Here is a 13,996-nt window from a genome sequence, read left to right as displayed (position 1 = left end):
CAGCCTATGCGGCACCACCGACAACCCCGGCCGGTTCGCGCAGAGAAGTGACCCACGTCGGCGCCACCGAACGGTCTCCCAAAGGGCGCTCTGCGCCCGACGGAGACTTCACCCGTCGCGCGCCCTCTTTTGGGCCGAAGGCCCACGGAAACGTGATGAAGGGGCGCCTCCTCGCCCAACCTGAGGTTGAAGCGGGTCGGCGCCCCTTCGGCACGTTTACGTCAGCGCGCGATAGAAATACAGCGCGCGATAAAGATCAAGTAATGTCCTTCTTCTGGTTCACGGCCCAGCCGGCGAGGAAGAAGATCATCGTCCAGCCGAAGAAGATGAGCGCGGAGGCCCACCACGAGAAGGCGCCGGGGGCACCGGCCGCGTACTGCAGCGCCCACGCCGTCTCGTCTTCCAGCGCCGGCACCTTCACACCGGCGGCGCCGAACGCCTCCGCGCCGATGGCGCCCACGATGCCGTTGACCGTGCCGTTCGGCAGGACACCGCCAAGCCAGGTGATGTCCGCCGCACCGAACATGACGAACACCAGGACGTTCTCGACGACGAGCATCCAGATGGTCAGCGTGATGATGCTGCCGACCACGCTGCGCCAGACCGCGCCGACACCGATGCCGAACAGGGTCGCCAGGATCGTCGCGAGCACGCCCGCGCCGAGCACGCCCAGCCACTGGCCCGCCGTCGGCAGGCGCGCGCTGTCGACCGTGATCACGGTGCCGAGGCTCGCCGCGCCCACGATGATCACGCCGTAGATGGCGCCCCACGCGATGTAGGTGATCATCTTCGCGCTCAGCGCCGAAACCCGGTTCGGGGCGGTGAGGAACGTCGTGGTGATCGTCTTCTTCGTGTACTCGCCCGCCAGCGCGAAGACACCGAAGATGATCGGGATCATCGTGCCGATGTTGATGCCGTGCCCGAGGGCGAGCAGGCCGACGGGCAGCTCACCGGTCGAGATGCCGAGCGCTTCGGTCAGCTCACGGGTGTCCGAACGGCCGAGGAAGTCGCTGAAGTCGTTGGTGATCATGCCCCAGAACAGGGCGAACGCGAAAGCGAAGACCACCGCGGGGATCATCAGCGCCCACCACGCCTTGAGCGTGAGCGTCTTGCGGAACTCCGCCTTGATCAGGTTGCCCATCAGCCCTGGCCTCCCCAGCCCTCGTTCTGGCCCTGCTGCTGCGCCTGCTGCTGAGGCGGCGCCTGCTGGTACTGCTGTTGCTGCGGCGCCTGCTGCTGGAACTGCTGCTGCGGCGGCGCGAACCCGGGAGCCGGGGTGTTCGGCGGCGCGAACCCGGGCGGCGGCGTGTTCTGCGGCGCATAACCGGGCGGCGGACCCTGATAGCCGGGCGGCGGGCCCTGATAACCCGGGGGCGGGCCCTGGTAGCCGGGCGGCGGACCCTGCTGGAAACCGGGCTGCGGCGCCGCGTACTGGCCCTGGGTCAGCTGGAAGAACATCCGCTCCAGATCCGCGGTCTCCTCCTGCATGCCGTAGACCGCGATGCCCGACTTCGCCGAGACGTCACCGATCTGCTGCACCGTCGCACCGGAAACCGCGACCCGGCCGTCCGGCATCGGCGAGACCTGCGTGATGCCCGCCTCCTGCAACGCGGTGACGAGGCCGTTCGCGTCGGCGGACTGCACCAGCACCCGCGACTGGTTGCTCTTGCGCAACTGGTCGAGCGAGCCGTTGTAGCGCGTCATGCCCTGGCTGATGATGATGACCTGGTCGATCGTCTGCTCCACCTCGTTCAGGAGGTGGCTCGAGACCAGCACCGTGCGCCCCTCACGCGCGTACGCGCGCAGGAAGTTCCGAAGCCACAGGATGCCTTCGGGGTCGAGACCGTTCGTCGGCTCGTCCAGCACCAGCACCTGCGGATCACCCAGCAACGCCGTCGCCAGCGCCAGCCGCTGCCGCATACCGAGCGAGAACCCGCCCGCCTTGCGGTCCGCCGCCGACGAAAGGCCGACCAGGCCGAGGACCTCGCCCACCCGCTGATCCGGCATCCCGATCGCCGCCGAGTACACGCGCAGGTGATTCCGCGCCGTACGTCCCGGATGGAAGCCCTCGTTCTCCAGCACCGAACCGACGACCCGCGCCGGATTGCCCAGCTGGTCGTGCGGGCGCCCGTTGATGGTCGCCGTGCCGTTCGTGGGCGTCACCAGGCCGAGCAGCATCCGGAGCGTCGTGGTCTTCCCCGCACCGTTGGGCCCGAGGAACCCGGTCACCGAACCCGGCTCCACCGTGAAACTCAGATTCTGGACCGCGTTGACCGCACCGAACTGCTTGCTCAGATTTTGCACCGCGATGCGGCCACTGCCGTCGTGCATACCGTCCCCTTTTGTTGACGAAGGCCGATCACGCGACATCCTGCCTCACCGGGTGAGCCCGCACCCGCGGAAGGGGTCAATCCACCGAAAGCGACCTTCGTCACGTTCAGTGCGGTGACGGTTCCATCCCCCAGCGCAGTCGCCGCTGGGCCGAATGGCCGCTGACTACCGGATACGCGACGTAGAGCGCGGAAAATCACCGACTGCGAAGGAGGTCTGTGAAGAAATAATTCCGAAGACATGGCAACCCCATGCAGCGCGACGGCGACTTATTACCTACGATGTAGGAGGCGGCCCGCTCCCAGTGACCCCCAGGCTGGTCGAGCGGGCCGCCCTCAGCCCCTGTGCCCCACTTCGGTCGACGCTGGCGCGTCTTCCCGAAGGTGGGGCTTCGTCGTATCACCCGGCGGCCGAGCCCCCGGAGCCCCCACGGTGCGTGAAGCGGCGGTTGGCGGGTGGGGGTCCTACGCGGGCCTGGCGGCCCGGCGTGGACATGACCAACGCGCCGCCCTGCTCGTACCGGCGCCCTGGTCGCTTGAAGTCCGTGAAGGTCCCCTTCATTGCGTCTAGCGCAGTGAAGGGGGCCTCCATGTACTGGGGAGTGGGGTGTGAGGGCCGAGTTTCCTCGGCTGAGCCGAGGGAAGGGGACCTTCGCGCGCTGTCGTTGTGGCTGGTGAGGAGACTCGCTTGAAGTCCGTGAAGTCCTCCTTCCCTACCTTCAGAGTGGGGAAGGAGGCCTTCACGGACCGGACCCGCGACCAGTCGAAGCCGCGAAAGGAGCGAGGGACCTTTGCACTGGGGTGGCAAAGGTCCCTCGCGTGGGAGTGTGGCTTGGGGGTCAGGCCAGGACGTCGGCCAGGTCCGTGGCGGGCAGGCCGTGCGCGGCCGCGACGGGGGCGTTCGTGAGGGCACCGGCGTGCGTGTTGAGGCCCTTCGCGAGCGAAGCGTCCGCTTGCAGCGCCTTCTGCCAGCCGAGCTCCGCGAGCTGGACGGCGTACGGCAGCGTCACGTTGGTCAGGCCGTAGGTCGACGTACGCGGGACAGCGCCCGGCATGTTCGCGACGCAGTAGAACACCGACTCGTGGACCTTGTAGGTCGGCTCGTCGTGCGTGGTCGGGCGCGAGTCGGCGAAGCAGCCGCCCTGGTCGATCGCGATGTCCACCAGCACGCTGCCCGGGCGCATCCGCGAAACGAGGTCGTTAGAGACCAGCTTCGGCGCCTTCGCGCCGGGCACGAGCACCGCGCCGATGACCATGTCGGCCTCCAGCACGGACTGCTCGACCGACAGCGCGTTCGAAGTCACCGTGCGGATGCGGCCGCCGAAGTCGTTGTCGATCTGGCGGAGGCGGTCGACGTTGGTGTCGAGGATCTCGACGTCCGAGCCGAGGCCGAGCGCGACCCGCGCGGCGTTGAGACCGGCGACACCGCCACCGATCACGACCACGCGCGCCGGGTGGACACCGGGGATGCCACCGGGCAGCACACCGCGGCCACCGCTCGGCTTCATCAGGGAGTACGCGCCCACCTGCGGCGCCAGCCTGCCCGCGACCTCGGACATCGGCGCGAGCAGCGGCAGCGCGCGGTTCGGGGTCTGCACCGTCTCGTACGCGATCGCGGTGGTGCCCGCGGCCAACAGCGCGTCGGTCAGCGGGCGGTCCGCGGCGATGTGCAGGTAGGTGAACAGCACCTGGTCGGCGCGCAGCCGCGGGTACTCCTCGGCGATCGGCTCCTTGACCTTGAGCACGAGTTCGCCCTCGGACCAGGTCTCGTCCGCCGTCGCGAGGATCTTCGCACCCGCGGCGAGGTACTCCTCGTCGGTGATGGACGAGCCGAGGCCGGCGCCGGTTTCGACGAACACGTCGTGGCCGCGCCCGGTCAGTTCGTGCACGCCCGCCGGGGTGAGTGCCACCCGGTATTCGTGCCTCTTGATTTCACGGGGGACGGCGATACGCACGGAGTGCCTCCTGCGGCGGGTCTACGACAAAGGTGCTGCCACTCACGGTGAGCCACCCGGACGGCGGTGTCATCGTGCGCTCACGACAAGATCGAGAGGCGAACATGGTCCTTCCAGCACAATCGCTTGACCTCCAGTCAGCTGGAGCTTGCACCTTGGGTCACATGAGAGCCGTGTGGTTGAAAGAGTTCGGCGGGCCCGAAGTGCTCGTCGCGGGCGACGCCCCCGATCCGGTGCCCGCCGCCGGGCAGGCCCTGATCGAGGTGGCGTTCGCCAACATCACGTTCGTCGAGACCCAGTTCCGAGCCGGCGGCGGCGGGCCGTTCCGCGCCGAACTGCCGATGATCCCCGGCAACGGCGTCGGCGGCGTGATCAGCGCGGTCGGTGAAGGAGTCGACCTCGGCCTGGTCGGGAAGCGGGTCGTGACCTCCACCGGCGGATCCGGGGCGTACGCGCAGCGGGTCGCGGTCACCGCCGACGCCGTCTTCGAGGTGCCGGACGCGCTGGCCCTCGACGCCGCGGTCGCGATCCTCGCCGACGGCCGCACGGCGACGGCGCTGGTGACCGCCGCGCGCCTTCAGCCGGGAGAGCGGGTGCTGGTCGAGGCCGCGGCGGGCGGTGTCGGTGGCCTGGTCGTCCAGCTCGCCAAGGCCGCGGGCGCGGAGGTCGTCGGCGCGGCGGGCGGCCCGGAGAAGGTCGAACACGTCCGGGAGCACGGCGCCGATCTGGCGGTCGACTACCGCGAACCGGATTGGGCGGCGAAGGCGGGCGAGGTCGACGTCGTCTTCGACGGGGTCGGCGGCGAGATCGGGACGACGTCGTTCGGGCTGCTGAAGCCGGGCGGCCGGATGCTGATCTACGGGCTGTCGAGTGGCTCGTGGACAGAGGTGTCCGAAGAGGACGCCGCCGCGCGCGGGGTCACGGTGATCCAGAACCTCGGCGGGCAGGCGGAGATGCGGGCGTTCACCGAGTCCGCGCTCGCCGAAGCCGCCGCCGGACGGCTGACACCCGTGGTCGGCCAACGATTCCCCCTCGAACGCGCGGCGGACGCGCACGCGGTCATGCAGTCGCGTGGCGCGATCGGCAAGACGCTGCTCGAGGTCTGATGTTCGACGTCGACGAGTTCCTCGCCGGACCGCTCACGGCCAGGGTCGCCGCTGCCGGGCCGACCGTGCGCCCGACCTGGTACCTCTGGGAGAAGCAGGCCTTCTCCGATCCTCACCGGACCGTGGGCGAGGCTGGCCGGTCTCGTCCGCGAATCGCCGTCGATCGCGGTGACCGTCGACGTCTGTGACGTCGGCACCGGCCTGGTGAGACAGGTGCTCGCGCGAGGCGAGGCGGAGGTACTCCCGTTCGACGTCCCCCGTGGACGGCGGCTGCTGAGCAGGTATCTCGGGCCGGAAGAGATCAATTGGGATGCGCGATTTCGTTCCTACCTGCACGATGATCCCGAGGTGAAAGGGACCGTCTGGGTCCGGATGGTGCCGAAGCGCTTCGTCGCCGAAGACCTCGGTTATCGGGTATGACGCACGGCCGCGTTCGCTGGGGGTGGGCGCGGCCGTGCAACCTGCGAATCGGTAAATGCAGCACGATCGAGTCAAGATGTTGATCTTACTGGCCGGTAAGCTGCCATTCTGTTGCGCATGACAAATCAGGACTGGCGGCGGGAGCGGCGTGTCCGCACCGTCGACACCGAGGGCAATCCGGCCGATGTCATCGTCGGCCTTGTCGAAACTCCGGGGCATGGTTACGAAGCCGCGCTGCGGGTCGACGGTGGCCCCGGTGTGCTTCTGCCGCTTTACCCCGGCGCCGATCTGCTCGCCGCGGTACGGCAGACCATTGAGGACGGATATCGCGCCAGCGCGCACTAGCCGCTGGATGTAGTGAAAGGGTCTTTCCTGACAGAAAACGTCTTGAAAGACCCTTTCATGACGTCTGCGCGCGGTTTTGTCGCACGACAAGGTGTTCGTTATTGAACAGAATGAAGTGGAATCCCGGGTCAGCTCCACCGCAGGGAAACGAGTTGCGTGATCAACGCCAGCCGGACATCCGGATCATCGAGATCCAGCGGGACGAGATCGAGCAGCCGCCGCATGCGGTACCGCAGGGTGTTGGGATGGATCCGGAGTTCCTTCGCGGCGGCGCGCGGGTCGCCGGGATGCCGCAGCCATTGGTAGAGCGTGTCGACGTAGCCGCTCTCGTGGGCTTCGTCGTGCGCGTGCAGCAGACCGAGCGGGCCGAGTTCGGCCACCTTCGCGGTACTCGCGGCAGTGGCTCCGCGATGCAGTGAAAGGGCGGTCCACGCCTCGTCGAACACCACGACACGACCGGGGACGAGCTTGGCGCGCAGCAGGCCCAGCGCTTCGTCGGCCTGGGCCCGTGACGTCGCGAGTTCCCCGATTTCGCAGGCCGAACCCGCGGCCGCCCGCGGGGTTCCGCCCCGCCTCGGCGTCGGCAGGGCTTCGAGCGCGGCCCGGAGTTCGTCCCAGCCGTCGCCGTCCGGGACGACGGCGTAGAGCACGCCGCCGAGTTCGGTGGCCACCGGCCGTCTGCCGACGCCTTGGGAGATCCGTTCGAGGAGGGCGAGCCGCAGCCCTTCGTCGTCACGGCCGTCACCGCCGGAGACCTCGATGACGACGACGCGGTGCGGCTCCTCCGACAGGTCGAGTTCCGCGATCGCCTTGCGCGGGCTGGCCTTCCCTTCGAGCACGGCACGCAGGAGTTCAGCCGAGACGCGGCGCTGGGAGTCGGTGTGCGCGCGGCGGCGCAGCAGGTGCAGCGCGACGACGGGCGCCGCGTCGGCGAACGCGGCCGCGCGTTCGTCGGAGACCGGGCCCGCGACGACCGCCCACATCGAACCGAGCAGTTCGCCGCCCATCCGGATCGGCACGATGAGCCGGGGCAGGGTGCCGTCGCGCTGCGCGGGCACGAAGATCGTTTGCCGCCCACGGGAAAGCTCGCGGAACACACCTCGAGAACGGAACCGCGCGAGCACGTCGTCAGGGATGCGACGGCCCATGATCGTGGACACGCGCGCCGAGTCGGTCAGGTCCTGCCGGGCCGAGTAGGCGAGCACCCGCGAGTTGGTGTCCTCGATGGTGACGGGCGCGTCGACGACCGAAGCGACCGCGTCGGCGAGCCGGAAAAGATCGCCGGAACCGGGCCCGCCGCCGTCCTCCAGTGCGTCGGACTCGTCGGCGAGCGCGTCGAGGACGGTCCTGAGCAGCCAGACGAGCTGGGCCCACGACGTCGCCGAACGCACTTCGATCAACGCGATGTCCGCCGACTTCGCCGCCCGCTTCACCGACGGTTTGGCCGCGAGCGGCGGCTTCAGCAGGATGGCGGCCGCGCCTTTCGACGCGCCGGCCTTGACCAGTTCCGCGGCGTCCGACGTCTCGGTGATGGCGACGCCGAGCACGAGGTCGCCCGCGGCGAGGGTGGTGCCGGGTTCGGCGATGACGACGTCGCCGACGGCCGGGGACTCTTCGGGCACTTGGAGGGCGTGCAGCAGCGTCGGACCCACCCGGTCGACGACGCTGCGCACGGAAACCATGGTGCGATTGTCCAGCAGGTGGGAGCCCGGCACACGTCAGACCTCGGGTGGCGTCCTGGCATCGATGTCTTCGGGCGTGAACCGCTCCCGTTTGGTCGTCAGCGCCCACCGGTGCCCGTCGGGATCGACGATTCGGCCGTACCGCTCGCCGAAGAACATCTCCTCGACCGGCGCCTCCACCCGCGCGCCCGCGAACACCGCCCGCCGCACGAGGTCGTCGGGGTCCTCGGTCTCCAGGGTCAGCAGCATCGGCGTGCCGCCGAGGGTCGCGGGCGCGAGCGCGTCCAGCTGCGGGATCTCCTGGCTCACCAGCAGCCGCGCGTCGCCGACGGCGAGTTCCACGAACAGCACGACACCGTTCGGCAGCACGTTGCGGAACAGTTCCACGGCCCCGAACGCCTTGCCGTAGAAGGAAAGCGACGTGCTCACGTCCTTGACGAACAGATGCGGGACGAGCCCGAGAGCCCGGCTCACGCCGACTCCGCCCGCTTCAGCAGCCCCGCCTGACCGGCCACGGCGACCAGCCTGCTCAGGAACTCCGCCTCGCGCGCGGCGACGTCCCGGCCGGCGCGGGTCAGCCGGTAGTAGCGGCGGCGCGAGTCGTGCGGTTGGTCTTCGCTCGCGTCGGGAGCCTCCTCGACCAGGCCGTCGGCGGCGAGCCTGGCCAGCGTCCGGTACAGCGTGCCCGGACCGAGCCGGTCGGCGCCGCCGCTCATCTCGTCGACGAAACCCATGATCGCGTATCCGTGCGCGCGGCCGCCGTCGCCGTTCGCGAGCGCCAGCAGGGTCTGGAACGCCGCGGGGGTGAGCTGGGGGTTGCCGTCGGCCATCCGGAAAGCATACGCTCCGGATTAGTTATATCCATGATGGATACAAAGGAGCCGGAAGTGGCGATTCAGGGAGTCAACAAGATCGTCGTCGGAGTGCGGGACCAGGAACGGGCGAAGCGGTTCTGGTCGGAGGTCGTCGGATTCGAGGTCACCACCGACGCGCCCTATGACGACAAGGGGAATCGGTGGGTCGAGGTCACCACCGCCGACGGCGAGACGGCACTCGTCCTGAGTACTTCGCCGGAGGACCTCAAACGCTTCGAGGTACGTGACGAGATCCCGACGGCCAACTTCTTCTTCTACGCCGACGACATCGAAAAGACGTACGAGGAGCTCTCGGCGAAGGGTGTCGAGTTCCCGGCCCGTCCGGAGAAGCAGCCGTGGGGCTGGTGGGCGATGTTCGTCGACTCCGAGGGCAACAGGTTCGCCCTTCAGGAAAGGAATCCCACCTCCTGAGAGCGGTTGGGTGCCCCGTTCGGCGGAGCTAGCTTCGGTGGCAACAGGCCGAAACCCTTGAACCGCTAGGAGAATCGCGATGAGCGCGGACGGATGGTCGTTCGAGACCAAGCAGATCCACGCGGGTGCGGCGCCGGACACCGCCACCGGCGCGCGGGCCACCCCGATCTACCAGACCACCTCGTACGTGTTCCGTGACAGCCAGCACGGCGCCGACCTGTTCAGCCTCGCCGAGCCCGGCAACATCTACACGCGGATCAACAACCCCACGCAGGACGTGCTGGAGCAGCGTCTCGCCGCGCTCGAAGGCGGCGTCGCGGCGCTGGCGTTCGCCTCCGGGACCGCGGCCACGACGGCGGCCATCCTCAACCTGGCCAACGCGGGCGACCACTTCGTCTCCAGCCCGTCGCTCTACGGCGGCACTTACAACCTTTTCCACTACACGCTGCCGAAGCTGGGCATCGAGGTCTCGTTCGTCGATGACCAGGACGACATCGAGCAGTGGAAGGCCGCGGTCCGCCCAACACCAAACTGTTCTTCGCCGAGACGCTGGCCAACCCGGGCAGCAACGTCCTCGACATCCGCGCGGTCGCCGACGCCGCGCACGAGTCCGGTGTCCCGCTGGTCGTGGACAACACCGTGCCGACCCCGTATCTCGTTCGCCCGATCGAGTACGGCGCCGACATCGTGGTCCATTCCGCGACCAAGTACCTCGGCGGCCACGGCACCACGGTCGCCGGTGTGCTGGTCGACGGCGGCACCTTCGACTTCGGCAAGGACCCGGCGCGCTTCCCCGGGTTCAATGAGGCGGACCCGAGCTACAACGGTCTCAAGTACTGGGAGGCCCTCGGCCCGGGCGCGTACGCCGCCAAGGCCCGCGTCCAGATCCTGCGCGACACCGGTGCCGCCATCGCGCCGCTGAACAGTTTCCTGATCCTGCAAGGGATCGAGACACTGTCGCTGCGTCTGGAGCGGCACGTATCCAACGCGCAGGCGCTGGCCGAATGGCTGGAACAGCGCGACGAGGTCGAGAAGGTGTACTACGCCGGGCTGCCGTCGAGCCCGTACTACGAGGCCGCGAAGAAGTACCTGCCGAAGGGTGCGGGCGCGGTTCTTTCGTTCGACCTGCGTGGCGGTGTCGACGCCGGACGGGCCTTTGTGGACGGTACGGAACTGCACAGCCAGCTGGTCAACATCGGCGACGTGCGCAGCCTGATCGTGCACCCCGCTTCGACGACGCACAGCCAGCTTTCGCCAGAGGAGCAGGTTTCCAGCGGTGTCACGCCGGGGCTCGTGCGGCTCGCCGTCGGGCTGGAAGGGATCGAGGATCTCAAGGCCGACCTCGAGGCGGGATTCCGGGCGGCCAAGGCGACTCTGTGACCCAGGCTCACGATCTCCCTCCTGTCATCGGTGTGTGGCGGGAGGGAGATCCGCTGGGGCGGCGCCGGTTCGTCACCGGCGTCCAAGTGCTCGAAACCGGGCAGGAGTTGCCTTTCAGGATCGCTTACGAGACTTGGGGGGCGCTGAATTCCAGTGCCTCCAACGCTGTTCTCGTCGAGCACGCGCTGACCGGTGACAGTCACGCCGTCGGCCCGGCCGAGGAGGGCCACGTCAGCCCTGGCTGGTGGGACGGCCTGATCGGCCCCGGCAAGGCGATCGACACGGACGCGTTCTTCGTCGTGGTCCCGAACGTACTCGGCGGCTGCCAGGGATCGACCGGTCCGTCGTCTCCGCATCCGGGCGGAAGTCCTTGGGGCAGCAGGTTTCCCGCTGTCACCGTAAGGGATCAGGTGGCCGCCGAGGTCACGCTCGCCGACGCGCTGGGCATCGACCGCTGGGCCGCGGTGCTCGGTGGTTCCATGGGCGGGATGCGCGCGCTGGAATGGGCGGTGAGCGAGCCGGACAGGGTCGCGGCGCTGCTCGTCCTCGTCTCGACGGCGCAGGCGTCGGCCGACCAGATCGCCTGGGCCGCACCGCAACTGCACGCCATCCGGTCCGATCCGGGCTGGCACGGCGGTGACTACCACGACATCCCCGGCGGTGGTCCCCACGCCGGTCTCGGCATCGCGCGCCGGATCGCGTACGTCACCTATCGCAGCGAAGGTGAACTGTCGCAACGGTTCGGCCGCCGGTATCAGGACGGCGAGGACCCGTTGAGCGGCGGCCGGTTCGCCATCGAGTCCTATTTGGACCATCACGCCGGGAAGCTGTCCCGCCGGTTCGACGCCGGCAGCTACGTGGTGCTCACCGAATCGATGAACACCCACGACGTCGGCCGCGGCCGGGGCGGCGTCGCGAACGCGCTGGGCCGGATCACCGCCCGCACGGTCGCCGCCGGAGTGGACAGTGACCGGCTCTACCCGCTGTACCAGTCGCAGGCGATCGCGGACGCCGTCACGGGCGCGGAATTCGCCGTCATCAACTCGCCGTACGGGCACGACTCGTTCCTGATCGAGACCGAGCAGATCGCGAAACTGGTCCGGCTGCTGCTCGGCTGAGGCCGCGTGCCTGGCGGGCGTGTCGCGAAAGCCACTTTCGGGACATCAGGTGTCGCGAAAGTGGCTTTCACGACACCCGGCCTTTGCCCGGCGGAGCCATCCTCGCCTAGTCGGCGACGGCGTCCGAGATCCAGGGCGCCACCGGCAGGTCCCGGTCGAGGCATTCCGCCGACAGCCGGATCGTCCAGCGCAGGGCCTGCAGCACCAGGCTGTCGACCTCGTCCGGCGCGGCGTTGGCGAGGGCGATCTCGACCTGTTCCTGCGCGGCCTCGCTGTTGCCGTGCACTTCGGCCAGCAGTGTGCGCACGGCTGTCCGCACGGGCGGATCCGCCTGGTCGATGGAGACCTCTTCTCCGTCCTCGTCGAACACCTGGACCTTGACCGGCGCGCTGCCGCCGTCACCCAAAGTCGACACCATGGCGCTGCATTCGCCGAAGAGCATCATCACGAGTTCTTTGGTCTCTTCGGAGCGGGCCTGCGGCTCGGCGGCGGTCGGCGTGAGCTCGTCGAGCGCCTCGGCGTCGTCCCCGAGGCTGATCGCCACGAGCGCACGCTGCGCCTTTTCGACGAGCCTCCGCTCGTACTCGCTCCTGTCCGGCTCCACGTGCCTATCAAACACCAGAGGACGGAAAAGTGGGGATAGGCCGAAACCCGGACGTGGTCACTTCGCGGCGCGTAGTGCACCCAGCGCGAGGCGGCAGAGCATTTCGGCGAGTTCGCTGTCACCGAGATGGCGGTTGTACGGCGTCGAGTTGATCAACCCGAAGACCGCGTGCGCCGCCGACCGCGCCTGCCGCTCGCCGATCCCGGGGACGGCGTCACTGATCGCGCGCACCCAGACCTCGACGTACTGCCGCTGCATGGCCCGGACCTGCTTGCGGTCACTGTCGGTGAGGTTGGCGAGGTTGCGCTCCTGGACTGTGATCAGCGCGGGATGCGCGAGAGCGAAGTCCACATGAAAATCCACCAGTGCTTCGAGAACCTCACCCGGCTCGTCCCGCTGGCTCGCCCTCGCCGTCCCGCCGTCGAGGAGGTAGCGGCTGATCGAGTTCAGCATCTCGCCGAGAATGGCGTCCTTGCTGCGGAAATGCCGGTACAGCGCCGGACCGGAGATGCCGACCGCCGCGCCGATGTCATCGATGCCGACGCCGTGGAAACCGTGGTGGGCGAAGAGTTCGGCGGCGGCGGCCATGATCTGTTCGCGCCTGTTCGCCTTCTCGCCGTTCACGAGTGGGGTGGGGTTCGCCGGCATCTGGCCATATTAAGGCCGCGTGTTAGCGAGCGCTAACACGCGGCCGTACTTCCAGCCTGGGCCAAGCGGGTTACCTGGGGAAATGACCCTTTTGCGTGGAGCTACCACCTGGTAATGCTGTGTCTCGTTAACTTGTCACGAAGGAGTGACCATGGCCGTCCCTGCTCGGATCAAAGCGTTTTCCTTCACTCGTTCAGTCGCGGCCCTGGGGGTCGCTGTCCTTACCACTTTCGGTCTCGCCGGCACCGCTCAAGCGGCGACCAACTATGTGGCGCTCGGTGACTCGTACTCGTCCGGCGTCGGTGCCGGCAGTTACGGGAACTCGGGCGACTGCATGCGCAGCGCCAACGCCTACCCCCAGCTGTGGGCCAACGCCCACGCCGGGACCACCTTCAAGTTCGTCGCGTGCTCGGGGGCGCGCACCGGCGACGTCCTCAACCAGATCGCGAACGTCACCTCCAGCACCACGCTGGTGACGGTGTCGGTCGGCGGCAACGACGCCGGGTTCGCCGACGTCATGACCACCTGCACCACCGGCAGCGACCAGACGTGCATCAACCGGGTCAACACCGCGAAGACCTACGCCAACAACACGCTGCCCGGGCTGTTGAACAACGTCTACAGCAAGATCAAGTCGAAGGCGCCGGGTGCGAAGCTGGTCGTCCTCGGGTACCCGCGCTTCTACACGGTGCCGGGTTCGTGCTCGGTCGGCCTGTCCGACACCAAGCGGTCCGCGATCAACTCGGGCTCCGACACGCTGGCCGCGGTGCTCTCGGCGCGGGCTTCCGCCCACGGTGCGAAGTTCGTGGACGTGCGGAGTGCCTTCACCGGGCACAACATCTGCTCGTCGGCCAACGACTACTTGCACAGCCTCACCTGGCCGATCGTGAACTCGTACCACCCGACGGCCACCGGCCAGCGCGGCGGCTACTACGCCCCGCTGGTCTCCGCCATCGGCTGACGTTTTGCGCGTTAAGGCCCCCTTCCCTCGGTTGAGCCGGGCGAATTCTCGGGGTCCTCGCAACACCTGATGGCTTATGTGGCTGCCAGTAGATCACGCAGGCGCTCGGCTGGTTTGTTCCAGCCGAGCGTTTTGCGTGGCCGGCCGTTGAGTTGCTGGGC

General features: G+C 68.5%; 15 protein-coding genes and 1 pseudogene. 8 read left to right on the top strand and 8 right to left on the bottom strand.

The window, feature by feature from the left end:
- Positions 1 to 256: 256 nt before the first annotated feature.
- The 3 genes from ACLARN_RS06600 to ald form a co-directional block, all read right to left on the bottom strand.
- Positions 257 to 1,141, bottom strand: coding sequence for an ABC transporter permease (locus ACLARN_RS06600; RefSeq protein ID WP_409490401.1), 885 nt, complete (start codon positions 1,139 to 1,141; stop codon positions 257 to 259).
- Positions 1,141 to 2,331, bottom strand: a complete 1,191-nt coding sequence (locus tag ACLARN_RS06595) for an ABC transporter ATP-binding protein (protein ID WP_409490400.1) — start codon at positions 2,329 to 2,331, stop codon at positions 1,141 to 1,143. The genes ACLARN_RS06600 and ACLARN_RS06595 overlap by 1 nt, the downstream gene beginning before the upstream one ends.
- Before the next feature lie 838 nt (positions 2,332 to 3,169).
- On the bottom strand, positions 3,170 to 4,285 hold the full coding sequence (ald, locus tag ACLARN_RS06590; protein WP_409490399.1) for an alanine dehydrogenase: 1,116 nt from the start codon (positions 4,283 to 4,285) through the stop codon (positions 3,170 to 3,172).
- A 164-nt stretch (positions 4,286 to 4,449) separates the two neighbouring features.
- Here ald and ACLARN_RS06585 point away from each other — a divergent pair, with 164 nt between their 5' ends.
- The 4 genes from ACLARN_RS06585 (at position 4,450) to ACLARN_RS06570 (ending at position 6,156) form a co-directional block, all read left to right on the top strand.
- Positions 4,450 to 5,391, top strand: coding sequence for a zinc-binding dehydrogenase (locus ACLARN_RS06585; RefSeq protein WP_409490398.1), 942 nt, complete (start codon positions 4,450 to 4,452; stop codon positions 5,389 to 5,391).
- Entirely contained in the window at positions 5,391 to 5,579 is a 189-nt protein-coding gene (locus tag ACLARN_RS06580) for a hypothetical protein (RefSeq protein ID WP_409490397.1), read from the top strand. Before ACLARN_RS06585 ends, ACLARN_RS06580 begins: the two co-directional genes overlap by 1 nt.
- Positions 5,560 to 5,811, top strand: a complete 252-nt coding sequence (locus ACLARN_RS06575; RefSeq protein ID WP_409490396.1) for a hypothetical protein — start codon at positions 5,560 to 5,562, stop codon at positions 5,809 to 5,811. Before ACLARN_RS06580 ends, ACLARN_RS06575 begins: the two co-directional genes overlap by 20 nt.
- Before the next feature lie 117 nt (positions 5,812 to 5,928).
- Positions 5,929 to 6,156: a hypothetical protein gene (locus ACLARN_RS06570; protein ID WP_007033850.1), complete on the top strand. Its 228-nt coding sequence runs from the start codon at positions 5,929 to 5,931 to the stop codon at positions 6,154 to 6,156.
- A 128-nt stretch (positions 6,157 to 6,284) separates the two neighbouring features.
- On the opposite strand, the gene ACLARN_RS06565 is transcribed toward ACLARN_RS06570, so the two are convergent.
- Genes ACLARN_RS06565 through ACLARN_RS06555 form a run of 3 tightly spaced genes read right to left on the bottom strand, consistent with a single transcriptional unit; the run spans position 6,285 to position 8,668 of the window.
- Positions 6,285 to 7,838: a PucR family transcriptional regulator gene (locus ACLARN_RS06565; RefSeq protein WP_409490395.1), complete on the bottom strand. Its 1,554-nt coding sequence runs from the start codon at positions 7,836 to 7,838 to the stop codon at positions 6,285 to 6,287.
- A 36-nt stretch (positions 7,839 to 7,874) separates the two neighbouring features.
- Positions 7,875 to 8,312 carry a VOC family protein gene (locus ACLARN_RS06560; RefSeq protein ID WP_409490394.1) on the bottom strand — a complete coding sequence of 146 codons (438 nt, stop codon included), beginning with the start codon at positions 8,310 to 8,312 and terminating at the stop codon, positions 7,875 to 7,877.
- On the bottom strand, positions 8,309 to 8,668 hold the full coding sequence (locus ACLARN_RS06555) for a PadR family transcriptional regulator (protein WP_409490393.1): 360 nt from the start codon (positions 8,666 to 8,668) through the stop codon (positions 8,309 to 8,311). The genes ACLARN_RS06560 and ACLARN_RS06555 overlap by 4 nt, the downstream gene beginning before the upstream one ends.
- A 57-nt stretch (positions 8,669 to 8,725) precedes the next feature.
- Between ACLARN_RS06555 and ACLARN_RS06550 the strand changes: the two genes are divergently transcribed.
- The 3 genes and pseudogenes from ACLARN_RS06550 (at position 8,726) to ACLARN_RS06540 (ending at position 11,622) form a co-directional block, all read left to right on the top strand.
- Positions 8,726 to 9,124 carry a glyoxalase superfamily protein gene (locus ACLARN_RS06550; protein ID WP_409490392.1) on the top strand — a complete coding sequence of 133 codons (399 nt, stop codon included), beginning with the start codon at positions 8,726 to 8,728 and terminating at the stop codon, positions 9,122 to 9,124.
- A gap of 79 nt (positions 9,125 to 9,203) precedes the next feature.
- Positions 9,204 to 10,504, top strand: a pseudogene (locus tag ACLARN_RS06545) (bifunctional o-acetylhomoserine/o-acetylserine sulfhydrylase).
- A complete protein-coding gene (locus tag ACLARN_RS06540; protein WP_409490391.1) occupies positions 10,501 to 11,622 on the top strand; it encodes a homoserine O-acetyltransferase in 1,122 nt (373 codons plus the stop codon). Before ACLARN_RS06545 ends, ACLARN_RS06540 begins: the two are co-directional and overlap by 4 nt.
- 106 nt (positions 11,623 to 11,728) lie before the next feature.
- Here the strand turns inward: ACLARN_RS06540 and ACLARN_RS06535 are convergent, their stop codons facing one another.
- On the bottom strand, positions 11,729 to 12,226 hold the full coding sequence (locus ACLARN_RS06535) for a hypothetical protein (protein ID WP_409490390.1): 498 nt from the start codon (positions 12,224 to 12,226) through the stop codon (positions 11,729 to 11,731).
- A 57-nt stretch (positions 12,227 to 12,283) separates the two neighbouring features.
- Positions 12,284 to 12,874, bottom strand: a complete 591-nt coding sequence (locus tag ACLARN_RS06530; protein ID WP_409490389.1) for a TetR/AcrR family transcriptional regulator — start codon at positions 12,872 to 12,874, stop codon at positions 12,284 to 12,286.
- 151 nt (positions 12,875 to 13,025) lie between these two features.
- Here ACLARN_RS06530 and ACLARN_RS06525 point away from each other — a divergent pair, with 151 nt between their 5' ends.
- Positions 13,026 to 13,835, top strand: coding sequence for an SGNH/GDSL hydrolase family protein (locus tag ACLARN_RS06525; protein ID WP_409490388.1), 810 nt, complete (start codon positions 13,026 to 13,028; stop codon positions 13,833 to 13,835).
- The last annotated feature ends 161 nt before the right edge of the window (positions 13,836 to 13,996 follow it).

The organism is Amycolatopsis sp. cmx-11-12 (genome assembly GCF_046269425.1).
In the GTDB taxonomy this organism is placed as follows: domain Bacteria; phylum Actinomycetota; class Actinomycetes; order Mycobacteriales; family Pseudonocardiaceae; genus Amycolatopsis.
The sequence above is the reverse complement of the archived record's forward strand: the minus strand, read 5'-3'. Positions and strand labels throughout refer to the sequence as shown.

What these genes read in the sequence shown, in the direction of transcription:
- ACLARN_RS06600 (WP_409490401.1), bottom strand. Translation starts at nt 1,141, where the DNA reads ATGGGCAACCTGATCAAGGCGGAGTTCCGCAAGACGCTCACGCTCAAG.
- ACLARN_RS06595 (WP_409490400.1), bottom strand. Translation starts at nt 2,331, where the DNA reads ATGCACGACGGCAGTGGCCGCATCGCGGTGCAAAATCTGAGCAAGCAG.
- ACLARN_RS06585 (WP_409490398.1), top strand. Translation starts at nt 4,450, where the DNA reads ATGAGAGCCGTGTGGTTGAAAGAGTTCGGCGGGCCCGAAGTGCTCGTC.
- ACLARN_RS06580 (WP_409490397.1), top strand. Translation starts at nt 5,391, where the DNA reads ATGTTCGACGTCGACGAGTTCCTCGCCGGACCGCTCACGGCCAGGGTC.
- ACLARN_RS06570 (WP_007033850.1), top strand. Translation starts at nt 5,929, where the DNA reads ATGACAAATCAGGACTGGCGGCGGGAGCGGCGTGTCCGCACCGTCGAC.
- ACLARN_RS06565 (WP_409490395.1), bottom strand. Translation starts at nt 7,838, where the DNA reads ATGGTTTCCGTGCGCAGCGTCGTCGACCGGGTGGGTCCGACGCTGCTG.
- ACLARN_RS06555 (WP_409490393.1), bottom strand. Translation starts at nt 8,668, where the DNA reads ATGGCCGACGGCAACCCCCAGCTCACCCCCGCGGCGTTCCAGACCCTG.
- ACLARN_RS06530 (WP_409490389.1), bottom strand. Translation starts at nt 12,874, where the DNA reads ATGCCGGCGAACCCCACCCCACTCGTGAACGGCGAGAAGGCGAACAGG.
- ACLARN_RS06525 (WP_409490388.1), top strand. Translation starts at nt 13,026, where the DNA reads ATGGCCGTCCCTGCTCGGATCAAAGCGTTTTCCTTCACTCGTTCAGTC.